The 22096-nt window shown below is 70.9% G+C and carries 23 protein-coding genes and 1 riboswitch; of the genes, 13 read left to right on the top strand and 10 right to left on the bottom strand.

Annotated elements, in window-relative coordinates; genetic code table 11:
- From K2X24_RS01680 to K2X24_RS01660, 5 genes are all read right to left on the bottom strand, one after another.
- The coding region (locus K2X24_RS01680; protein ID WP_292494061.1) for an Hpt domain-containing protein at positions 1-593 on the bottom strand (593 nt) is incomplete at its 3' end.
- Positions 594-614: 21 nt separating this feature from the next.
- Positions 615-2285: a methyl-accepting chemotaxis protein gene (locus tag K2X24_RS01675; RefSeq protein WP_292494059.1), complete on the bottom strand. Its 1671-nt coding sequence runs from the start codon at positions 2283-2285 to the stop codon at positions 615-617.
- A 154-nt stretch (positions 2286-2439) separates the two neighbouring features.
- Positions 2440-2985, bottom strand: a complete 546-nt coding sequence (locus K2X24_RS01670) for a chemotaxis protein CheW (protein WP_292494057.1) — start codon at positions 2983-2985, stop codon at positions 2440-2442.
- Positions 2982-4478 (bottom strand): CheR family methyltransferase, encoded by a 1497-nt coding sequence (locus tag K2X24_RS01665; RefSeq protein WP_292494055.1) that lies wholly within the window; start codon positions 4476-4478, stop codon positions 2982-2984. Before K2X24_RS01665 ends, K2X24_RS01670 begins: the two co-directional genes overlap by 4 nt.
- An 11-nt stretch (positions 4479-4489) precedes the next feature.
- Complete coding sequence (locus tag K2X24_RS01660) at positions 4490-4999, bottom strand: chemotaxis protein CheW (RefSeq protein WP_292494066.1); 510 nt, start codon at positions 4997-4999, stop codon at positions 4490-4492.
- A gap of 262 nt (positions 5000-5261) precedes the next feature.
- Between K2X24_RS01660 and K2X24_RS01655 the strand changes: the two genes are divergently transcribed.
- The 8 genes from K2X24_RS01655 (at position 5262) to K2X24_RS01620 (ending at position 11913) form a co-directional block, all read left to right on the top strand.
- Complete coding sequence (locus K2X24_RS01655) at positions 5262-5555, top strand: PepSY domain-containing protein (RefSeq protein ID WP_292494052.1); 294 nt, start codon at positions 5262-5264, stop codon at positions 5553-5555.
- A 282-nt stretch (positions 5556-5837) separates the two neighbouring features.
- Positions 5838-7613 (top strand): acetolactate synthase 3 large subunit, encoded by a 1776-nt coding sequence (locus K2X24_RS01650; RefSeq protein WP_292494050.1) that lies wholly within the window; start codon positions 5838-5840, stop codon positions 7611-7613.
- 109 nt (positions 7614-7722) lie between these two features.
- A complete protein-coding gene (gene ilvN / locus K2X24_RS01645) occupies positions 7723-8265 on the top strand; it encodes an acetolactate synthase small subunit (RefSeq protein WP_238280494.1) in 543 nt (180 codons plus the stop codon).
- A 77-nt stretch (positions 8266-8342) separates the two neighbouring features.
- Complete coding sequence (locus K2X24_RS01640; protein ID WP_292494063.1) at positions 8343-8603, top strand: type II toxin-antitoxin system PemK/MazF family toxin; 261 nt, start codon at positions 8343-8345, stop codon at positions 8601-8603.
- Positions 8600-9238 (top strand): glutathione S-transferase family protein, encoded by a 639-nt coding sequence (locus K2X24_RS01635; RefSeq protein ID WP_292494047.1) that lies wholly within the window; start codon positions 8600-8602, stop codon positions 9236-9238. Before K2X24_RS01640 ends, K2X24_RS01635 begins: the two co-directional genes overlap by 4 nt.
- Positions 9239-9329: 91 nt before the next feature.
- Positions 9330-9974, top strand: a complete 645-nt coding sequence (locus K2X24_RS01630) for a TetR/AcrR family transcriptional regulator C-terminal domain-containing protein (RefSeq protein WP_292494045.1) — start codon at positions 9330-9332, stop codon at positions 9972-9974.
- 26 nt (positions 9975-10000) lie between these two features.
- The gene (gene ilvC / locus K2X24_RS01625; RefSeq protein WP_292494043.1) at positions 10001-11020 is read left to right on the top strand and encodes a ketol-acid reductoisomerase; all 1020 of its coding nucleotides are present in this window, start codon (positions 10001-10003) and stop codon (positions 11018-11020) included.
- Positions 11021-11259: 239 nt separating this feature from the next.
- On the top strand, positions 11260-11913 hold the full coding sequence (locus tag K2X24_RS01620) for a pyridoxamine 5'-phosphate oxidase family protein (protein WP_292494041.1): 654 nt from the start codon (positions 11260-11262) through the stop codon (positions 11911-11913).
- Between the two features lie 10 nt (positions 11914-11923).
- On the opposite strand, the gene tam is transcribed toward K2X24_RS01620, so the two are convergent.
- From tam to K2X24_RS01600, 4 genes are all read right to left on the bottom strand, one after another.
- A complete protein-coding gene (tam, locus tag K2X24_RS01615) occupies positions 11924-12706 on the bottom strand; it encodes a trans-aconitate 2-methyltransferase (protein WP_292494038.1) in 783 nt (260 codons plus the stop codon).
- Positions 12707-12731: 25 nt separating this feature from the next.
- Positions 12732-13430 carry a haloacid dehalogenase type II gene (locus K2X24_RS01610; protein ID WP_292494036.1) on the bottom strand — a complete coding sequence of 233 codons (699 nt, stop codon included), beginning with the start codon at positions 13428-13430 and terminating at the stop codon, positions 12732-12734.
- Positions 13427-14497, bottom strand: coding sequence for a tryptophan--tRNA ligase (trpS, locus tag K2X24_RS01605; protein ID WP_292494035.1), 1071 nt, complete (start codon positions 14495-14497; stop codon positions 13427-13429). Before trpS ends, K2X24_RS01610 begins: the two co-directional genes overlap by 4 nt.
- Positions 14498-14604: 107 nt before the next feature.
- A complete protein-coding gene (locus K2X24_RS01600; protein WP_292494033.1) occupies positions 14605-15396 on the bottom strand; it encodes a Fe-S cluster assembly protein HesB in 792 nt (263 codons plus the stop codon).
- A 146-nt stretch (positions 15397-15542) separates the two neighbouring features.
- Positions 15543-15659: riboswitch (glycine riboswitch) on the top strand.
- A gap of 154 nt (positions 15660-15813) precedes the next feature.
- Here K2X24_RS01600 and gcvT point away from each other — a divergent pair.
- The 5 genes from gcvT to K2X24_RS01575 all read left to right on the top strand — a co-directional run bounded on the left by gcvT (position 15814) and on the right by K2X24_RS01575 (position 21456).
- On the top strand, positions 15814-16944 hold the full coding sequence (gene gcvT / locus K2X24_RS01595) for a glycine cleavage system aminomethyltransferase GcvT (RefSeq protein WP_292494031.1): 1131 nt from the start codon (positions 15814-15816) through the stop codon (positions 16942-16944).
- Positions 16945-16975: 31 nt separating this feature from the next.
- The gene (gene gcvH / locus K2X24_RS01590) at positions 16976-17338 is read left to right on the top strand and encodes a glycine cleavage system protein GcvH (RefSeq protein ID WP_108037281.1); all 363 of its coding nucleotides are present in this window, start codon (positions 16976-16978) and stop codon (positions 17336-17338) included.
- 80 nt (positions 17339-17418) lie between these two features.
- Positions 17419-20265, top strand: coding sequence for an aminomethyl-transferring glycine dehydrogenase (gcvP, locus tag K2X24_RS01585; protein WP_292494026.1), 2847 nt, complete (start codon positions 17419-17421; stop codon positions 20263-20265).
- Between the two features lie 127 nt (positions 20266-20392).
- Positions 20393-20827 carry an EamA family transporter gene (locus K2X24_RS01580; RefSeq protein ID WP_292494024.1) on the top strand — a complete coding sequence of 145 codons (435 nt, stop codon included), beginning with the start codon at positions 20393-20395 and terminating at the stop codon, positions 20825-20827.
- A 107-nt stretch (positions 20828-20934) separates the two neighbouring features.
- Positions 20935-21456, top strand: a complete 522-nt coding sequence (locus K2X24_RS01575) for a methylated-DNA--[protein]-cysteine S-methyltransferase (RefSeq protein ID WP_292494023.1) — start codon at positions 20935-20937, stop codon at positions 21454-21456.
- A 7-nt stretch (positions 21457-21463) separates the two neighbouring features.
- Here K2X24_RS01575 and K2X24_RS01570 read toward each other — a convergent pair.
- Positions 21464-22096: GyrI-like domain-containing protein (locus K2X24_RS01570; protein ID WP_292494021.1), on the bottom strand; the 633-nt coding region annotated here is incomplete at its 5' end.

Genomic DNA, 22096 nt, shown 5'->3' with positions numbered 1-22096 from the left:
GCCTCTGCCGGCACGCGCAGGAGCCCCTGCGGGCTCTCGGCAGGACCTGCCTGCGGCGCTTCGACGGGACCAGCCTGGGGCGCTTCGACGACACCAGCCTGCGGCGCTTCGGCGGGCTGGTCCACCGAACCCGGCCGGATCGGCGCGGGGTTCGCGGGGGGAACCGGTTCGGGCGGGGCCGGGGCGGGGACAGGAGCCGTGGGGGGCTCGGGCTGGGCGGCCGGGTCGAGGGTACGGTCCAGGGCCGCCAGCGCATCCCCCGGCATGTCCGGCCCGGTCCCGTTGGTGAGTCCGGCGACGTAAGCCTCGATCCGGTCGAGGGCGAGGTGGACGGCGGCCGTGTCGGTCCGCGACAGGCCCGCTTCCTGAGTGGCCACGCGCTCGAACAAGGCCTCCAGGCGGTGGGCCACGGCCTCCACCGCCGGCAGGTCGACGGCGCGCGAGGCGCCCTTCAGGCTGTGGGCGCGCCGGAAGACGTCGTTCCAGTCCGGCCCGGATTCGGCCGTGCCGCCGGCCAGGGCGTCACGGATCGCGTCGATGTGCTCGCGATGCTCGACCTCGAAGGCCGCGAGGAGCAGCTGGCGGATGTCCATTTGGCGGATGTCCTTGCCGCCTCAGTGCCGGTATCGCTCGGCCAGCGTCATCAGGGCCTGGGCCAGCTCGGTGAGGTTGGCGGAGGCCGCCTCGACCTCGCGGGTTCCGGCCGCCGTCTGCTGGCTCGCCTGCCGGATGTTCTGGAGGGCGCCCATCACCTGCTCGATGCCGAGCTGCTGCTGGTTGGTCGAGGCCACGATCTGCTGGAAGGTCTGCACGCTCTCCTCGACCCGGGCGGTGATCTCCTCGATCGTGCGCTGCGTGGTGTCGGAGCGGGCCTTGCCGGTGGCCGCGCGCTTGACCGCCTCCTCGGTGAGCATGACCGAGGTGTTGATGCCCCGCTGGATCTCACCCAGGATCGTGCGGACCTGGCCCGTAGCGGACTTGGCCTGGTCGGCGAGCAGCTTCATCTCGGAGGCCACCACCGCGAAGCTGCGCCCGCTCTCGCCGGCCGCCGCCGCCTCGATCGCGGCGTTCAGAGCCAGGAGGTGAGTGCGCTCCGAGATGTCGTTGACGGTGGTGATGATGTCGCCGATCGCCTGTGTCTTCTCCGAGAGGGCGACGATGTTGCCGGCCACCGCCTCGGCCTGCTCGCGGATCGAGTCCATGGCGCGGGCCGTGTCGGCCACCGCGCGCAGGCCGGCGCGGGAGGTCTGGGCGGTGGATTGCGCCGTGGCGATGACCTCGCCGGCCCGCTTGCCGATCTGCGCGCCCGAATGGGTGATCTCGTCGACGGTGGCGGCGGTCTCCTGCACGGCGGCGAACTGCTCCTCGACGCTGGCCGCCTGCTCCTGGGCGGAGGCGCGGATCTCGGCCGCCGCCGCGTTGAGGTCGGCGGTCGCCGCCCGGTTGGTGCGGGCGAGGTCGGCGAGGCCCGCGACCATCCGGTTGAGGGTACGGCCGAGGCGGCCGATCTCGTCCTTGCCCCGAGCGTCGAGGGTGCCCGAGAGGTCGCCCTCGCCGACGCGCTCGGCGAAGGCCATCACCGCCTCGAGGGGCCGCACCACGGCCCGGCTGATCAGGATGGTGACCAGGATGCTGAGGAGGACGCAGGCGGCCAGGGTCCCCAGGATGGAGAGGCGGCTGCGCTCGTAGAGGTCGGCGACGCTGCGCTGGCCCGCCGCGATGCCGTCGTCGAGGGCGCTGCGCGTGCGCTCGATGGCGGCCAGGAACATGTCCTGGCTGCGGTTGAGCGCGTCGTTGCGCGCCTCGACGGCGTCGATGTCCTTGGCGGCGATGGCGGCGAACTGGGCCTCGCTGGCGGTGCGCAGCTCGCGGAACTCGGCCAGGGCCTCGATCGCGACGCCGTTCAGCTTGCGCCAGGTCTGGCTGCGCTCCTCGGATGCGGAGCGCGTCCGGTAGCCGTCGCTGGCCCGGATCAGCTCGGCCAGGATCGCATCGGCCTCGGTGGCGGTCCGGCGCCAGGCGCCGGAGACGTCGTCCCGCTCGGGGCCGCCCCGGGCGCGCGCCAGCAGGGCGATGATCGCGTTGCGCCGCTGGAGGCCCATGTCGCGGGCCTTGTTGGCGAGGTCGTCGAGCTGGCGCGCCACGGTGAGGTCGCGGCTGACGATGGCGTCCGTGGTGTCGCGCACCACGCCGATCTGCCCGAGGGCGTAGAAGCCCAGCGCCACCACCACGAGGGTGATGGCCACGAAGCCGAGGAGGATGCGTTTTCCGATCGAGATCGACACAGCTGGCTCAACGCTCCGCAAACCGGCCGGCCCCCGCGGCGCGCATCGCCCCGGAAGCCGGTCTCATGGCAGGTTTTGCCGCCTCAAGGGCGGCCTCATCGCAGGTTTCGCCGCCATAGGGGCGGCGTCGGGCAGGTCTCGCCGCCGGGCAGCGTCAGGCATGGTATCGCCGCACGAGGCGGGGCAGGTCGATGATGACGAACGCGGATTCGGCGCCGGGCCCGGCGCCGGCCGGGGCATAGCCCGAAACCGCCTCGGCGCTCAAACCGGCCTCCGCATAGGCCGTGTCGATCGCCGCCTCGGGAATCTCGGCGACGCCGAGGACCCGGCCGACGGACAGGGCCACCGGAATGGCGGCGCCGCGCACCAGCACCACGTGCCCGGCCTCCTCATCCGGGTCCGCGCTCCGCCCGAGGGCGGGCGCCAGGGCCAGCAGGCTGACGACGCGGCCCGCCAGGGCGATGAGGCCGAGGATCGCCGGGGCTGAGCCGGGCAGGGCGGTCACGGGCCGGGCGGGCAGGACCTGCGCCACCTGGGCCAGCGGCAGGCCGAAACGGTCGGCCCCGCAGGCGCAGACGAGGTAGGACCGGGTCGCGACCGCCGCCTCCGCCTGTCCGCGCCGGGCGAGGGTCCGGGCGCGCTCCGCCCGCAGGGCGTCGAGCCGCACGGTCTGCCCGACGCCGGCACGGGTCTGGGTCACGGAACATCTCCTGTCAGGCCGTCGCGGACCGAGGCGGTGCTTCGGGTCGAGGCAGTACTCCGGGCGAGACCAGTACTTCGAGCCAGCACGGCGCTTCGGGCGAGATCGCCCGGCGCGATCCCGCCGCCCTCCGCCACCACCGCGTCCGGAGCCAGGGCTTGGGCGAGACGGATCGCGTTGTCCAGCGCCCGGTCCGCTTCCCCGGCGCGGCCGAGGCCGAGCATCAGCAGGCCGAGCTGGTAATGGGCCATCACGAAGTCCCGGTCGAGGTAGAGGGCGCCGCGCAAAGCCCGCTCCGCCTCGGCGTCCCGCCCGAGGGCACGGGCCAGCAGGCCGTCGTAATAGTGCAGGGCGGCGTCGGTGGGCGCGGCCCGGATCGCGATCCGCAGCGCCCGCCAGGCGGCGCCGGTCTCGCCGGCATCCGCGAGGGCCCGGATGCGCGCGAGGTCCGGCATTGCCTCGGCCACCTCCGCGTCTTCGGGCAGCGGTTCGGCCGGCGCGAAGGCCCGCGCCAGGGGTGCGTCCGGTGCGGGCAAGGGAGCGGGGATAGGCGCGGGGTCGGGGAGCACGGCCGGACCCCAGGCCGGCGGCGCCGGTGCCGGCCCGACCGCGCCCGGCGGCCGGTAGGCGACGGTCCCGGGCAGGTTGACCGACTCGAACAGGGCGGCGATGGCCGGGTTCGGCTCGGCATGACCGAGGAGCAGCCAGCCCTCCGGGCGCAGGCGCCGGCCGAGCCCGCGCACGATGCCGAGGACCGCGTCCGCCTCGAAGTAGATGAGCACGTTGCGGCACAGGATCAGGTCGAACTCCGCCTGGGGCAGGGTGCCCCGGCCGTCGAGGAGGTCCACGAGGTTGCGCCGCTCGAAGCGGACCATCCGGCGGAATTCCGGCCGCAGGGCGTAGGTGCCGTCGCGCCCCGCCCCGGCCACCGGGGGACCCGGCACGAAGTGGCGCAGGCGCTCGCCCGGCGGCAGGGTGCGGAGGGCCCAGCGTCCGTAGATCCCCGCCCGCGCGGTCTCCAGCGCCGTGCTGCTGATGTCGGTGCCGAGGATCGAGACCCGCCAGTCGGGAAGCGCCGGGCCGAGAAGCTCGTGCAGCAGGATGGCGATGGAGTAGGGCTCCGCCCCCGTGGAGCAGCCCGCGCTCCAGACCCGCAAGCTGCGCTCCGCCGCGCGCGCGGCGATCAGGGCGGGCAGGATCGTGGCGCGCAGGGCGATGAACTGCTCGGCGTAGCGGAAGAAGAACGTCTCCCCGATGGTGATCTCGGCCTCCAGGGCCGCCCATTCGGGGCCGCCCGCCGCGTGGTCGTCGAGGAGGGCCCCGTAGGCGGTGGCGTCCGCGAGGCCCTGCGCCCGGAAGCGCTTGCGCAGCCGGTCGAACAGCAGGTCGTCCTTGTCGGCATAGTAATGGTGGCCGGTGCGGGCGATGATCCGCGCCTTGAGGGACGCGAAACCCGGATCGGCCTCCGGTCCGGAGCGCGGCGGACGGCTCAACGGCGTCGCGCTCAGGCCGCGGGCAGCGCGGCGAGGCGGCGAGCCGCCGCGTCGGCGAGCGCCGACAGGCGGTCCCGCTCCTCCGCCGAGAGGAGCTCGCGCAAGCCCAGCACATGGACCAGGGCGTCGCCGCGGGCGATCTCCGCGACGACGCAGCCGTTGAGGGTCCGCTCGGGCGAGACCGGGCGGATCGCGGCGGCCGCGACGGTGACGAGATCCTCGACCCGGTCGACCAGGAAGCCGGTGTCGCCCGGTGCATCGAGCAGGATGTGCCGGTAGAGCCCGTCGGCTTCCGGCGCGCCCGCGCGCAGGGCGAGGAGCCGGGCGAGGTCGATGACCGGGACCGGCCTGCCGCCGAGGTTGAGGAACCCCGCGAGGGGACCGCCGCCGGCCGGCGGCGCGTGCAGGTCCGGCAGCGGCAGCACCTCGCTCACCGAGGCCCGCGCCAGGGCGCAGGCGACCCCCGCCACATCGAGGAGGAGGAAGGATTCGGGGGGGAGAACGGCATCGGTCTCAGGCAGGGCCGGGGGTCCTCGCTGGCGGGATCGCGCTGGCGGGATGCGGACCGGGAACGCGATCCCCGTCCGGCATCCCCGGCGTGAACCTAGATAGGACGGCGGCGCGCGGGCAGGCAAACCCGAATCCGGGCGCGCGATTCGCCGCCGTGACACGGCGCACCGGGCCGGTGCACCGGACCCGCCTCGCGGGCCGGGGGTTTCTCGGCTAAGCCTCGGTACCGCCTACCGTGCATCCCGCTCGCTTCCCGCCCACAGGATCACCTCCATGTCCCGCCTTGCCCGGCCCCGCCTTGCCCGTTCCGCGATCCTCGCCCTCGCGACCCTGCCCCTGGCCCTCGCGGCATTGGCGCCGTCGGCCCGGGCCGAGACGCCCGGCCCCGACTGGCTGACGCCGGCCCAGGTGACGCAGGCGCTGAAGGGCGCGGGCTATTCCGAGATCACCAAGCTGGAGGCCGATGACGGCCACTGGGACGGAGAGGGCCTCAAGGACGGGCGCAGGATGAAGTTCGATGCCGATCCGAAGACCGGCGCGATCCTGGGCGAGGTTCCGATCGAGTAGATCGGCGATATCGTGCCTTCGCCGTTGACCGCCTGCCTTCCCTTCGGTAAGACACGCGTCACGATTTTCGATTCGTCCGGCGCATCCCGCGCCGGGCGAACAGGACAAGATCTCTACCGATGCGTGCCATCCTTATCGTAACGGAAGCGCCACTGACGGGGCGGGCCTGACACCAGGGTCCGCGATCCGGATGGTGGCGCATGCAGGGTCCCTCGGGGCCCTTTTTTATTGCCGCGACGAGCCGACGACACGAACACGCACACAGTTTCAAGGAGCAGGACGATGGGCGGCGAGGTCATGACCGGGGCCGAAATGGTCATCCGGGCGTTTCAGGATCAGGGTGTCGATACGCTGTTCGGGTATCCCGGCGGCGCGGTGCTGCCGATCTACGACGCGCTCTTCCACCAGGAGACCCTGAAGCACATCCTCGTGCGCCACGAGCAGGGCGCCGTCCACGCGGCGGAAGGCTATGCCCGCTCGTCCGGCAAGGTCGGCTGCGTCCTCGTCACCTCGGGGCCCGGCGCCACCAACATCATCACGGGGCTCACCGACGCGCTGCTCGATTCGATCCCGCTGGTCTGCATCACCGGCCAGGTCCCGACGCACCTGATCGGCACGGACGCCTTCCAGGAATGCGACACGGTCGGCATCACGCGCCACTGCACGAAGCACAACTACCTCGTCAAATCGATCGACGATCTGCCACGCATCCTGCATGAGGCCTTCTACGTCGCCGCCAACGGCCGCCCCGGCCCGGTCGTCATCGACCTGCCGAAGGACGTCCAGTTCGCCTCCGGCGTCTACGAGCGCCCGACGCAGAACGGCCACAAGACCTACAAGCCCGCCTTCAAGGGCGACGCGGCCCAGATCCAGGCGGCGATCGAACTCATGGCCTCCGCGCGCCGGCCCATCCTCTACACCGGCGGCGGCGTCATCAATGCCGGCCCGCACGCCTCGGCCCTGCTGCGCAAGCTCGCCGCCGAGACCGGCTTTCCCGTCACCTCGACCCTGATGGGTCTCGGCGCCTTCCCGGCCTCGAACGACCAGTTCCTCGGCATGCTCGGCATGCACGGGACCTACGAGGCCAATCTGGCGATGCACGATTGCGACGTCATGGTCTGCATCGGCGCGCGCTTCGACGACCGCATCACCGGCCGCCTCGACGCCTTCGCGCCGTTCTCGAAGAAGATCCACGTCGATATCGATGCCTCCTCGATCAACAAGGTCGTCAAGGTCGATGTCGGGATCGTCGGCGATTGCGGCTCGGTGCTCGAGGACATGCTCGCCGCCTGGAAGGCGCAGCCGCGCCAGCCGGACAAGGCCCGCCTGGAAGATTGGTGGACCAAGATCCAGGCCTGGAAGGCGCGCGACTGCCTCGCCTACTGGCCCTCGGGCACGATCATCAAGCCGCAATACGCGGTGCAGCGCCTCTACGAGGCCTGCAAGGGCCGGGAGACCTACGTCACCACGGAGGTCGGCCAGCACCAGATGTGGGCGGCGCAGTACTTCAAGTTCGACGAGCCGAACCGCTGGATGACCTCCGGGGGCCTCGGCACCATGGGGTACGGCCTGCCGGCGGCCATCGGCACGCAGCTCGCCCACCCGGACGGTCTCGTCATCGACATCGCAGGCGAGGCCTCGATCCTGATGAACATGCAGGAGCTGTCCACGGCGGTGCAGTACCGCCTGCCGGTCAAGATCTTCATCCTGAACAACGAGTACATGGGCATGGTCCGCCAGTGGCAGGAGCTGCTGCACGGCTCGCGCTACTCGCAGAGCTACTCCGAGAGCCTGCCGGACTTCGTGAAGTTGGCCGAAGCCTACGGCGCCAAGGGCATCCGCTGCGAGAAGCCGGGCGACCTCGACGCGGCGATCGCCGAGATGCTGGACTACGACGGCCCCGTCGTCTTCGACTGCATCGTCGACAAGAAGGAGAACTGCTTCCCGATGATCCCGTCGGGCAAGGCGCACAACGAGATGCTGCTGTCCGACTACCTCGGCGAGACCGGGGTCGAGCTCGGCGACGTCATCTCGGAAGAAGGCAAGATGCTGGTCTGAGCCTCCGGACCCATCCGGGCCGGGCGCCAATCACGCCCGGTCGTTTCTCCATCGGCCCGGCCGGGCCTCACACCAAACGCCATCGCAGACGAAGATCCGGGGCCACGCCATGAACGCCATGAACACGCATTATCCCGATGCCGGCCGGGTCGAGCCGATCAACCGGCACACCCTGGCGGTCATCGTCGACAACGAGCCCGGCGTGCTCGCCCGGATTTCGGGCATGTTCTCGGGCCGGGGCTACAACATCGAGAGTTTGACGGTGTCGGAGACCGAGGTGGCGCGCCACCTCTCCCGCATCACCATCGTCACCGCCGGCACCGACGCGGTGATCCAGCAGATCAAGGCCCAGCTCGACCGCCTCGTGCCCGTGCACCGGGTCGTCGACCTCACCCTCCAGGGCAAGGCCCTCGAGCGCGAGCTCTGCCTCGTCAAGGTGGCGGGCACCGGTGAGCACCGGACCGAGTCGCTGACCCTCGCGGCGGCCTTCGGCGCCAAGACCCTCGACGCGACCCTGAACTCCTTCGTGTTCGAGGTGACCGGCACCACCGAGGAGATCGACCGCTTCATCGGCCTGATGACGGTGATCGGCCTCGTGGAAATCTCCCGTACGGGCATCGCCGCCATGGGGCGCGGCGCCGAGGCGATGTAGGTCCCGGCAGCGAGACCGCGCTACGATGGCGCCGGTCTGCGACGGAGGCGAGCGAAGCTGGAGCGGGAGGGGTCAGACTGCGCGGTCCGTCTGTCGGCCGATCAGGTCCGGAACCACGGTCTGTCCGAAGGCACCGCGCAAGGACGCCGCCATCCCGACGCTCTGGCCAGGCCGGCGCGGTTCTCGTCGATCAGATCCGTTCCATCGATCGCCGCGCGCGAACGCTCCGATGGCTGGGAACGGTCCCGGCCCAGACCCTCGCCGAAGCGCGCTCCAAACTGGCGGCCCTCATCGGTATACCGGTGGGCGACGCGCCGAAGGAAGACGAACCCTCATGACCACGCTCTACTACGCCCCCGGCGCCTGCTCGCTCACTTCCCACATCGCCCTGGAGGAGACGGGCGCACCCTACAAGACCGTGCGGCTCGACCTCGCCAAGGGCGACCAGCGCGCGCCCGAATACCTCGCCGTCAACGAGCGCGGCCGCGTGCCGGCGCTGGTGGAGGGCGACTGGGTGCTCACCGAGAACACCGCGATCCTGCGCCACATCGCCCGCACGCACCCGCAGGCCGGGCTTTGGCCGGAAGCCCCGCGCGACCAGGCCCGGGTGGACGAGTGGCTGGGCTGGCTCTCGACCAACCACCACCCGGCCTATGCGCATATCCGCCGGGCCGGGCGCTACACCAACGACGAATCGGCGTTTCCCGGCATCCAGGCCAAGGGGGCGGAGACCTGCGGTGACCTGTTCACGATGACCGAGGTCAAGCTGTCCAACGGCGGCTGGGCGCTGGGCGAGCGCTATAGCGTCGTCGACCCCTACCTGCTGCTGTTCTGGACCTGGGGGCGGGGCCCGGCGCTGGGCTTCGACATGGCCGAGCGCTTTCCCGCCTGGACGCGCCACGCCCGCGCCATGGCCGCGCGCCCAGCCGTGGAGACAGTGTTCGCCCGGGAAGGCCTGACACTGCCCGAATAAGGATTCGGCAAGGGACCGCCCCCTTGTTCGGAGCGCCGAATCGGACTACGAAGCCGCGTACCGTACGGTACGGTACTGGTTTTCGACAGGCATGACCGCGACGGCCACACGCGAAGAGACCGGGCACGAGGCGCCTTCGGCCCGCCAGCAGGCGGTGCTCGATGCCGTTCTCGCCCTCCTGGTCGAGGAGGGGGACCAACTCACCATGGACGCGGTGGCGCGCCGGGCGAGTTGCTCGAAGGAGACCCTCTACAAGTGGTTCGGGGACCGCGACGGGCTCCTGACCGCCACGGTGCGCTGGCAGGCCTCGCGGGTCCATGCGGGCCGCGACGCGGGTGGGCCCCTCGACGCCGAAACCCTGCGCGAGCGCCTGCTCGACTTCGCCGTGAGCTGGCTTGACGTCATCGCAGGCCGCACCTCGGTGGTGCTCAACCGCATCGCCATCGCGCATGCCGGCTCGCGCAAGGGCAACCTCGGCGCCATCGTCCTGGCGAACGGGCGCCTGGCCATCGGCGCCCGGGTCAAGCCCGTGCTCGAGGCGGGACGCGCGGCCGGGCTCCTGGCCTTCGACGACGGCGAGACCGCCTTCCGGACCTTCTTCGGTCTGGTCGGCCGCGACATCCAGATCCGACTTCTTCTCGGCGACGCCCTCGAACTCGACGCCGCCGAGATCCGACGCGACGCGGCCCGCGCCGTCGACCAGTTCCTGGCCCTCTACGGCCGGGCCCGACCCTGACACCCCACGAAGAGAGGAACCAATCCATGCGGGTCTATTACGATCGCGATGCCGACCTGAACCTGATCAAGGGCAAGAAGGTCGTCATCGTCGGCTACGGCAGCCAGGGCCATGCCCACGCGCTGAATCTCCGCGATTCCGGCGTCAAGGGCATCGTCATCGCGCTGCGCGAAGGCTCGGCCACCGCCAAGAAGGCTGAAGCTGAGGGCTTCACGGTGATGAACGTCGCCGATGCCGCCAAGCAGGCCGACGTCGTCATGATGCTCACCCCCGACGAGCTGCAGGGCGACATCTACAAGGAGTCCCTCGCGCCGAACATGAAGCAGGGCGCCGCCCTCCTGTTCGCCCACGGCCTCAACGTGCACTTCAACCTCATCGAGCCGAGAGCGGACCTCGACGTGCTCATGGTCGCCCCGAAGGGCCCCGGCCACACCGTGCGCGGCGAGTACCTCAAGGGCGGCGGCGTGCCGACGCTCATCGCCATCGCGCAGGACGCCTCCGGCAACGCCCACGACCTCGGCCTCTCCTACGCTTCGGCGAACGGTGGTGGCCGCGCCGGCATCATCGAGACCACCTTCAAGGAAGAGTGCGAGACGGATCTCTTCGGCGAGCAGGCCGTGCTGTGCGGCGGCCTCGTCGAGCTGATCAAGGCCGGCTTCGAGACCCTCGTCGAGGGCGGCTACGCCCCGGAGATGGCCTATTTCGAGTGCCTGCACGAGGTGAAGCTCATCGTCGACCTCATCTACGAGGGCGGCATCGCCAACATGAACTACTCGATCTCGAACACCGCCGAGTACGGCGAGTACGTCACGGGTCCCCGCATCGTCACGCCCGAGACCAAGGCCGAGATGAAGCGCGTCCTCAACGACATCCAGTCGGGCAAGTTCACCCGCGACTGGATGCTGGAGAACAAGGTCGGCCAGACCTCGTTCAAGGCCACCCGCGCCAAGCTCGCCGCCCATCCGATCGAGGAAGTCGGCGCCAAGCTGCGCGGCATGATGCCGTGGATCTCCGAGAAGGCCCTGGTCGACAAGGCCAAGAACTGATCTCGCAGGACTGATCTTCAGGAACCGATCCGCGATCCGGAGGCCCGCCTTGCTCGGCCTCCGGTTCCGGACGAAGCCGGCGATGCGCGAGCAGCGCCGGCTTTTTGCCGTGCGGCGACCGCAGCACCCTCACCATGGCGCGAGAGCGACGGCACGCCTGTTGTGCTCGAACGGCTTTCCCGCGATCATCCCCCGCAACGGCCGCCCGGATGAGAGCAGCCGAAACGCGGAGGACCCCCATGGCATCGCTCTACTACGACGCGCATCGCGCGCTGCAGGAGGAGTTCAAGACCGTCAAGCTCGCCGAGCGCCTGGATACAGGCTGGGTGCATGACGGGATCGGCAAGGACGAGGCCGCCTTCATCGGCAGCCGGGACATGTTCTTCCTCTCCACCGTCGATCCCGACGGCATGCCGACCGTCTCCTACAAGGGCGGCAGCCCCGGCTTCGTGAAGGTGCTCGACGGCAACACGCTGGTGTTCCCCGGCTTCGACGGCAACGGCATGTGGTACTCGATGGGCAACATCGAGGGACAGTCCAAGGTCGGACTGCTGTTCATCGACTTCGAGACCCCGCACCGGGTCCGCGTCCAGGGCCATGCCCGGATGCTGCGCGACGATCCCCTGATGGCCGAGTACACGGAAGCCAAGTACCTCGTCCGCGTCGAGGTCACGAAGGCCTGGGTCAACTGCCCGCGCTACATCCACAAGTACCAGAAGGTGGCGCAGAACAAGTACGTGCCCACCCCCGACAAGGAGACGCCCCTCGCCCTCTGGAAGCGCCTCGACATGGTCGCCGACGTCATCCCCGAGGAGGACAAGGCCCGCGTCGCCAAGGAGGGCCAGATCGAGCTGCCGGAGTACGAGGCCCGGGTCGCCCGCGGCGAGAGCTGAGCCGCGATCCTCAGGGCGCCCGGCGCGCGACGACGAAGACCCGCGGAAAGGCGAGCAGACGCCGTCCGTCGCTCCGTGGGGGATACGCGGCGTCGATCGCGGCCGTGTAGGCTTCGAGAAACCCGGCCGCCGCGTCGGGCGCCAACGGATCCAGGAAGGGCCGCAGCCCGGTGGCGCTGACCCAGGCGACGATGGCGCCCGCATCCGCCATCCGGTGGTGATAGGCGGTGCGCCAGACATCCACGTCGGCGGCGAGGGGCGCCAGGAGATCGTAGTAGCCGGTGGGCTCCAGCATGCGTCCGACCCGGCCGGCCACGGCCGGGTCGCCGATGGCCTCGGCCCAGGAGCCGGCCGCCGCGGTCTCGCGCATGAGGCGGTGCGAGGGTTCCGCGAGGTTGTCGGGCATCTGCACCGCCAGCACCCCGCCCGGCGCGAGCAGGCCGAACAGGCGGGGCAGCAGCGCCGGGTGGTCGGGCAGCCATTGCAGCACGGCATTGGCATAGATCAGGTCCGGCGCCCGCTCGGGCCGCCAGGTCGCGGCGTCGCCCTGGGCGAAGGCGAGGCCGGGCAGGCGGGTCCGGGCGCTCTCCAGCATCGCCGGAGAGGTGTCGAGCCCGATCACCTCCGCGTCGGGGTAGCGCGCCGCGATCAGCGCCGTGGAATTGCCCGGTCCGCAGCCGAGGTCGTAGACCAGGCGCGGCGCGTCGAGGGGGATGCGGGCCAGGAGCTCGGCCGCCGGGCGGGTGCGCTCGTCCTCGAAGCGGACGTAGAGGGCTGGATTCCAATCGGTCATGCGCGCCCTCGCCCCCGTTCCGCTGTCAGCACCCGAGTTGATCGGCCAGATCGGCCAGATCCCGCGCCGCGTAGGTGACCGGCCCGGCGGGCACGGTCTCGCCACCGCCCGGCCCGTGCTCGCGGGGGCGAGCGATGTGGGCGGTGGACAGGCCGTGATGCGCCGCAGCCGCGAGGTCGGCCGAGTGGGCGGCGACCATCAGGGTCTCCGCCGGAGCGAAACCGAGGGCCGTCACCGCGTCGCGGTAGAGGGCCGGCTTCGGCTTGTAGTCGCGGGAATGGCCGGCGCCCAGGATCGCGTCGAAGATCAGCCCGTTGCGGCGGGCGAGGTCGATCATCAGGCGGACATGACCGTTGGAATTCGGCGCCAGGAGGTGACGCGTCCGCAGGCGCCGCAGGGCGTCCGGCACGTCGGGCCAGGCGTCGAGCCGGTGCCAGGCCTGGACAAGCTCCCGCCGCACGCCATCCGGAACATCGGCGATGCCGAATTCCGCCAGCACCCGGGGCAGGGATTCCGCCTGGAGCGTATCGAGGTCCACGAAGGGACGGGCGCCGGAGCGCACGGTCTCCATCGCGGGCTCGTAGCGCCGCCGCCACGCATCCGCGAAGGCACCGGCATCCAGGGACGGGTCGGGGCCGAGCAGGCGCGCGGCCTCGCGGGCGATTCCGGAGCGCCAATCGACGAGCGTCCCGAAGACGTCGAAGACGAGCGCCCGGATCATCACCGCACCGCGTGCAGGCGCGGTCCGCGCCGGACGAAGCCGACGATGTCCTTGACGGCGTCCAGGGTCGGGGCCGCGATGGCCTCGGCGCGCTCGGCGCCGTCGGCCAGCACCGCGTCGATCTCGGCCGGATCGGCCACGAGGCGCTTCATCTCGGCCCCCAGCGGCGCCAGGGTCTCGACCGCGAGTTCGACGAGCGCGCCCTTGAAGGCCGAGAACTGCGCACCGCCGAAGTCGCGCAGCACATCCTCGCGCGAGACGTCCTTCAGCGCCGCGAAGATGCCGACCAGATTATCGGCCTCCGGGCGACCGGCCAGGCCCGCGACCTCGGAGGGGAGGGCGTCCGGGTCGGTCTTGGCCTTGCGCACCTTGGCCGCGATGGCGTCGGCATCGTCCGTGAGGTTGATCCGCGAATTGTCGGAGGCGTCCGACTTCGACATCTTCTTGGTGCCGTCGCGCAGGCTCATCACTCGGGCGGCCGGCCCGCCGATCAGCGGTTCGGTGACGGGGAAGAACCCGTTACCGGCGTCGTGTCCATGCGCCGCGATCGAGTCCGAAAAATCGTTGTTGAACTTCTGGGCGATGTCGCGGGTCAGTTCGAGGTGCTGCTTCTGGTCCTCGCCCACGGGCACGTGGGTGGCGCGGTAGGCCAGGATGTCGGCCGCCATCAGCACGGGATAGGCGTAGAGCCCGACGCTTGCGTTCTCCCGGTCCTTGCCGGCCTTGTCCTTGAACTGGGTCATGCGGTTGAGCCAGCCCAGCCGCGCGACGCAGTTGAAGATCCAGGCGAGTTCGGCGTGCTGGGGCACCTGGCTCTGGTTGAAGACGATCGAGCGCTTCGGGTCGATCCCGGCGGCCAGGAACGCGGCGGTGACCTCGCGGATCTGGCCCTTCAGCGCCGCCGGATCCTGCCACAGGGTGATCGCGTGCATATCCACGACGCAGTACAGGCATTGCGCATCGCGCGCCTGCATCTCGACGAAGCGCTTGATGGCGCCGAGATAGTTGCCGAGATGCAGGTTCCCGGTCGGCTGTACGCCCGAGAACACCAGTTCCTTGAACGCGCTCATCGCGGCGGGGTCCTCGTGCGGATAGGATGCGGCGGCCGCCGGCGAAAATCGGCGCGGCCAGGCGCCGGTTTCTGGACGCCGCGCCGGGACCGGTCAAGCCGCGCCGCTCACGGCTCGCGGATCGCGCCCCCGGCGCCCGTGCGGGCCTGCCCCTCCGGGCAGAGGTCGAGGAGGACGCAGCGCCCGCAGGCGGGGTTGCGGTGGTGGCAGACGTGCTGCCCGTGCAGCATCAGCACTTCGTGATTGTCGTAGAGGGCCTGCGCGCTCCAGTCGGCGGGCAATTGCGCCCGCAGGATCGGGTGCGACGACCCGACATCGACGCGGGGGCCGATGAGCCCGGTGCGCTGGGCGACGCGGTGATGATGGCTGTCCACCGGCAGGGCCGGCATCCGCAGGAGGCTGAAGGAGAGCACCGCCGCGCTGGTTTTGGGCCCCACACCGGGGATCGCCTCGAGCCAGGCCCGGGCCTCCTCCACCGCCATGTCCTTGAGGAAATCGAGGGTGAGGGCGCCCTGGCGCGCCTTCACGGCCGACAGGATCGCCTGGAGGCGCGGAGCCTTCAGTTCCGGCCAGGTCACCCCCGCGATGGTCGCCTCGATCTCGGCGACGGGGGCCGCCAGCATCCCCTCCCAATCGGGATAACGGGCCCGCAGCGCCTTGAAGGCGCGGCCGGATTCGGCATTGCGCGTCCGGTGGGAGAGGAGCGAGGAGACGAGTTCGCTCAACGGGTCGAGGCTGTGGAAGTACGGGATCGGGCAACCATAGACCGGGCAGAGGCGCGCGTGGATCGCCAGGGCCTTGTCGCTGAGGGCAGGGTCGACCGCGTTCGCTGCGGACTTCGCGGGTCGGGTCCGGCGGGGGCGGGGGCCGGCGAGGTCGTGCCCTGATGCGATCGGCATGCCGGGTGAATCCGCGCGCGTCGGCGCGGTTCCCGGACGCGGCACCGGCTCACCTCCGGGCTGACGGATTCGGCAAAGCGTAACGCGCTGCCCCGGCGGGGTGCCTTGCATGACGCAGTGCACTGTGAAACCCTGGACAGGTCATCAAAGACGGTACGGGAGAGCCCAGGTCGAGCGTTTCACGCGAGCGAAGCCTTCGAACCATGGCGCCGACGGAGCAACCACCCCCGGAAACTCTCAGGCACAATCACCGTACCGTTGGACAATCTGGAGAGAGGCGCCTGACGGCGTCCACCGAAGGAGAAATCCCGGACCGCATCCGCGGTCGGGGAGAAGCTCTCAGGTAACCGCGACAGATGGGGGCAACCGGAAACGCTCAGCCGAGCTTCCGGAAGCCGTTTGTTGTGGAGTGATCCGATGTCCCCCGATGTTGCCCGCACGCCCCTGCACGCCTTCCACCTGCGCCACGGCGGCCGGATGGTCCCGTTCGCGGGCTACGCCATGCCGGTGCAGTACCCCGCTGGCCTGCTGAAGGAGCACCTGCACACGCGGAGCGGCGCCGGCCTGTTCGACGTGTCGCATATGGGCCAGATCCGCCTCACCCCGCGCTCGGGCGACGTCGACGACGCGGCGCGCGCGCTCGAAACCCTGCTGCCCATCGACGTGCTCGGCTTGACGCCGGGCCGCCAGCGCTACGGGCTCCTCCTCGACGCGTCGGGCGGCATCCGCGACGACCTCATGGTCGCCCATTGCGGCGACAGCCTCTTCCTCGTGGTCAACGCCGCCAACAAGGCCGCCGACGAGGCCTATCTGCGCGCCCATCTCTCCGACGTCTGCACCGTGACGGTGCTGGCCCGCGCCCTCGTCGCCCTTCAGGGGCCCGGCGCGGAGGCGGTGCTGGCGCGCCTCGCGCCGGAGGTGGCCGGGATGCGCTTCATGGACGTGCGCGTGCTCGGGCTCGTCGGCGCCTCCGCGTTCGTCACCCGCTCCGGCTATACCGGCGAGGACGGGTTCGAGATCTCCGTGCCCGAGGACCGGGCCGAGGCCCTGGCCGAGGCGCTGCTGGCCGACCCCGCCGTACTGCCGATCGGCCTCGGCGCCCGCGATTCCCTGCGCCTCGAAGCGGGCTTGTGCCTGCACGGCAACGACATCGATCCCGGCACCGACCCGGTGGAGGCCGGCCTGTCCTGGGCGATTCCGAAGGTGCGCCGACGCGGCGGCGCCCGGGCCGGCGGCTTTCCCGGGGCGGCGCGCATCCTCGACGCCCTGGAGACCGGCCCGGCCCGCAGGCGCGTCGGCCTTCGTCCGGAGGGTCCCACGCCCGTGCGGGCGGGGGCGCCGCTCTTCGCCGGCGAGACCGGTGACGCCATCGGGCAGGTCACCTCCGGCGGCTTCGGGCCGAGCCTGCAGGCGCCGATCGCCATGGGCTACCTGCCGGCCGCGCTCGGCGCCCCCGGCACCCGCGTCTTCGCCGAAGTGCGCGGCAAGCGCCTGCCCCTGCTGGTGTCGGGACTGCCCTTCGTTCCGGCGGGCTTCAAGCGCGCCTGACCCCCTTCCATCCAACACCCAGGAGAGAGCGATGCGGAAGTTCACGGACGAGCACGAGTGGCTGGACTGCGCCGGCGACGTCGCCACGGTGGGCATCACCACCCATGCGGCCGAGCAGCTCGGCGACCTCGTCTTCATCGAGTTGCCGAAAGTCGGCGCCAAACTCACCAAGGGCGAGGCCGCGGCCGTGGTCGAATCGGTGAAGGCAGCCTCCGACGTCTACGCGCCGGTCTCCGGCGAGGTGACCGAGGTCAACGACGCGGCGGTCGCCGACCCCTCCAGCGTCGGCGCCGATCCGCAGGGCGCCGGCTGGCTCTACCGCATCCGCCTCGACGACCCCGCCAGCCTCGACGGGCTGATGGACGAGGCCGCCTACGCGGACTTCGCGAAGTAGCGCCGGCCCGAACCCTCCCCCTCTGCGGGGGAGGGACGCGTCGGCGTAGTCCAGACAGATTTCCATCGCGAGGAGGCCCCATGCCCCACGACCGCTACGACCCCTACGACTTCGCCAACCGCCGGCACATCGGCCCGACGACGCAGGAAATCGAGGCGATGCTCGGCGTCGTGGGTGCGCAGAGCCTGCACGGCCTGATGGACGAGACCCTGCCGGCCGACATCCGCCAGGAGGAGCGCCTCGACTTCGGGGTCGCGATGACCGAGCGCCGGGTGATCGAGCACATGCGGGGCATCGCCGACAAGAACCGCCTCCTCGTCTCGCTGATCGGCCAGGGTTACCACGGCACCACCATGCCGCCGGTGATCCAGCGCAACATCTTCGAGAACCCGGCCTGGTACACCGCCTACTCGCCCTACCAGCCCGAGATCAGCCAGGGCCGTCTCGAGGCGCTGCTGAACTTCCAGACGCTGGTCTGCGACCTGACCGGCCTCGACATCGCCAACGCCTCGCTGCTGGACGAAGCCACCGCAGCCGCGGAGGCCATGGGCATGGCCCAGCGGATCTCCGCGAATGGGAAGTCCGCCTTCTTCGTGGATGCCGAGTGCCTGCCCCAGACCATCGCGGTGCTGCGCACCCGCGCCGCGCCGCTGGGCTGGACCATCGTGGTCGGCGATCCGGCCACCGATCTCGATCCCGCCCAGGTCTTCGGTGCGATCTTCCAGTATCCCGGCGTCTGCGGCGGCATCCGCGACCTGACGCAGCCCATCGCCGACCTGCACGCGGCCGGCGCGGTCGCGGTGGTGGCGGCCGACCCCCTGGCGCTCACCCTCCTCAAGTCACCCGGTGAAATGGGCGCGGACATCGCCATCGGCTCCATGCAGCGCTACGGCGTGCCGATGGGCTATGGCGGCCCGCACGCCGCCTACATGGCCACCCGCGACGCGCACAAGCGCACCCTGCCGGGCCGCCTCGTCGGGGTCTCGGTGGATGCCCGCGGCAACCGGGCCTACCGCCTCGCGCTCCAGACCCGCGAGCAGCACATCCGACGCGAGAAGGCGACCTCGAACATCTGCACCGCGCAGGTGCTGCTCGCGGTCATCGCCGGCATGTACGCGGTGTTCCACGGCCCGCGCGGGCTCAAAGCCATCGCCGCCCGGGTCCATCGCGACGCCGTGCGCCTCGCCGGCGGCCTGGAGGCGCTCGGCTTCACGGTGGAGCCGGAGCACTTCTTCGACACGATCACCGTGCGGGTCGGCGCCTTCCAGGGCCTGATCCTCGGACAAGCGGTGGCCAACGGCGTCAACCTGCGCAAGGTCGGCGCGGACCGCATCGGCATCACGGTCGACGAGCGCACCCGCCCCGACATCCTCCAGGCGGTGTGGCGCGCCTTCGGGTCGACGGACCCGGTCTACGACGAGGCCTGGCCGGAGAGCCGACTGCCGCAGGCGCTGATGCGGACCTCGCCCTACCTCACCCACCCGATCTTCCACATGAACCGGGCCGAGAGCGAGATGACGCGCTACATGCGCCGCCTCGCCGACCGGGACCTGGCGCTGGACCGCGCGATGATCCCGCTTGGCTCCTGCACGATGAAGCTCAACGCCACCGCCGAGATGCTGCCCATCTCCTGGCCGGAATTCGCGGAGATCCACCCCTTCGTGCCGGCGGACCAGGCGCTGGGCTACCGGGCGCTCATCGACGACCTGTCCGAAAAACTCTGCGCCATCACCGGCTACGACGCGATCTCGATGCAGCCGAACTCCGGCGCGCAGGGGGAATATGCCGGACTGCTCGCCATCCGCGCCTATCACCTGTCGCGGGGGGACGCGCACCGAACGGTCTGCCTGATCCCGTCCTCGGCCCATGGCACCAACCCGGCCTCGGCGCAGATGTGCGGCATGAGCGTGGTGGTGGTGGGCGCGGACGCCCAGGGCAACGTCGACCTCGACGATTTCCGCAAGAAGGCGGACCTGCATTCCGAAAAGCTCGCCGCCTGCATGATCACCTACCCGTCGACCCACGGGGTGTTCGAGGTTCAGGTCCGGGCGATCTGCGACATCGTCCACGGCCATGGCGGACAGGTCTACCTCGACGGGGCCAACCTCAACGCCCTGGTGGGCCTGGCGCGCCCCGGCGACATCGGGGCGGACGTCAGCCATCTCAACCTGCACAAGACCTTCTGCATTCCCCACGGCGGCGGCGGCCCCGGCATGGGCCCGATCGGCGTCAAGGCGCACCTGATCCCGTTCCTGCCCTCCGATCCCCGCACGGGCGAGGAAGGTGCGGTCTCGGCCGCGCCCTACGGCTCGGCCTCGATCCTGCCGATCTCCTGGAGCTACTGCCTGCTCATGGGCGGGCGCGGCCTGACCCAGGCGACCCGCATCGCCATCCTGAACGCCAACTACATCGCGGCCCGCCTGAGCGGTGCTTACCCGGTCCTGTATTCCGGCGCCCAGGGGAGGGTGGCGCACGAGTGCATCATCGACGTGCGGCCGTTCCAGAAAAGCGCGGGCGTCAGCGTCGACGATATCGCCAAGCGCCTGATCGATTGCGGCTTCCACCCGCCGACCATGTCCTGGCCGGTGGCCGGCACCCTGATGATCGAGCCCACCGAATCCGAGACCAAGGGCGAGATCGACCGCTTCTGCGACGCCATGCTGGCGATCCGCGAGGAGATCCGCGCCATCGAGGAGGGGCGGATGGACCGGGCGAACAATCCGCTGAAGCATGCCCCCCACACGGTGCGGGACCTCGTGGGGACCTGGGAGCGTCCCTATTCCCGTGAGGCGGCCTGCTTCCCCTCCGGAAGCCTCGGGATGGACAAGTACTGGCCCCCGATCAACCGGGTCGACAACGCCTACGGCGACCGCAACCTCGTCTGCGCCTGCCCGCCGGTGGAGGCCTACAACGAGGCGGCGGAGTAGGTGCGTCGCGCCGGCCGCTTTCGCCCCCTTCGGGGTGGGAGCGGCCGGCACGGGTCTCTACACCCGGCTCGCCCCCCGATCCGGATCGGCTACAACGCCATGCGGGGGAAACCGCGAGAGGCGCTTCATGGGACAGATCACATCGTCCTGGCTGTTCTGGGCCGTGCTGTCGGCCGTATCCGCGGCCCTCACGGCGATCTTCGCGAAGGTCGGCGTCGAGAACGTCGGTTCCGACTACGCCACGTTCGTGCGGACCCTCGTCATTCTCGCGGTGATCGCCGGCATCCTCGCGTACGCCGGCGGCTGGCAGGCGCCGGCCTCGGTGTCGGGGCGAACCTACGTCTTCCTCGTGCTGTCCGGCATCGCGACCGGAGCTTCCTGGCTCTGCTACTTTCGGGCGCTCAAGCTCGGCGAGGCGGCCCGCGTCGCGCCCATCGACAAGCTCAGCGTCGTGCTGGTGGCCGTGTTCGGCGTGCTGTTCTTGGGCGAGCGGCTCTCGGCCCTGAACTGGGTCGGCGTCACCCTCATCGCGGCCGGCGCCGTCCTGGTCGCGTTCCGGTGATGAGCGACGGCCGCAGCAACGTTTCGGCCATCTTCGCAGCGGAGGATCGCCCACCGACCCGACAGGGGCCCGCGCGGTCGGTCGCGACCGCCACACCGGAGCATGCGATGCCGGAGACGCGCTACACGCTCCTGCCCAGCCCCATCGGCCCCCTTCTCCTCGCAGGCGGCGACGAGGGGCTGGCCTGCATCGGATTTCCCTCCGGCAAGGGGGCGGTGACGCCCAGATCCGACTGGCAGCGGGACGATACGGCCTTCGGACCAGCGCGGACGCAGCTCGACGCGTATTTCGCCGGGCGCCTCACGCGGTTCGACCTCGCACTCGCCCCGCGCGGCACGCCGTTCCAGCTGGCGGTCTGGCAGGCGCTCACCGAGATCCCGCCGGGCGAAACGATCAGCTACGGCGAACTCGCCCGGCGCATCGGGCGCCCCAGCGCCAGCCGGGCGGTGGGGGCGGCCAACGGGGCCAACCCGCTGCCCATCGTGGTGCCCTGCCACCGGGTCATCGGCGCGGGCGGGGCACTGACGGGCTTTGCCGGCGGCATCGAGACGAAGCGCTTCCTGCTGGCTCTGGAGCGCGGGCAGGGTCAAGCGCAGGGCCAAGCGCAGGCGCAGGCGAGCCTGTTCTGACCCGGACCTATTTCGGCAGGGCGTAGATGTTCACGTCGAGCTTCTCGTCGGCCTTGTCGTTGAGGTCGGTGACGTATTCCTCGATGAACCGGTCCTGCACCACGACGTCCTTGGCGTCGAGATAGGCGGTCAGGGTCTCGTAGGTGCCGTCGATCTCGTCGTAGGAGCCCTTGTGCGGGAAGCGCAGGGCGCGCCCGCTGGGCGTGGTGCCGAAGCGCAGGCCGTCCGCCTCGGCGGGTTTGGGGTCCGGCATCGCGGCGATCGGGATCATGGCGTCGTACTGGAAACCGTCGTCGTCCGTCTTGGCGAAGACCGCGAGGGGGCGGCCCACCGCCTGGATGCCGGCCTTGGCCAGATCCGCCTCGATGCGCTGGAACGCAGCCTTGAGGCTCGGCACCGCCTCCTCCCACTTCGCGCGGCCCGCCAGGATGGCGGCGGGCTTGGCCGGCAGCGAGACCTCGTCGACGTCGTTGGCGTCGCCGGGCGTGGCCACCAGGGTCTGACGCGGGCCGGTCGTCGGCGTGGCCGAGGGTGCCGCGCCCGCCTGGGCCGGCACCGGGATGTCCGCCGTGCCGGGATTCTTCGGGTCGGGATTGGTGGTGGTCGGCAGCGGGTTGGCCGCGGCCGGCGGGGTCGCGGG

The sequence above is a fragment of the Methylobacterium sp. genome, assembly GCF_019750675.1.
Lineage (GTDB): Bacteria > Pseudomonadota > Alphaproteobacteria > Rhizobiales > Beijerinckiaceae > Methylobacterium.
Note: the sequence above shows the minus strand (reverse complement) of the source record. Positions and strands in the feature narration are given on the sequence as shown.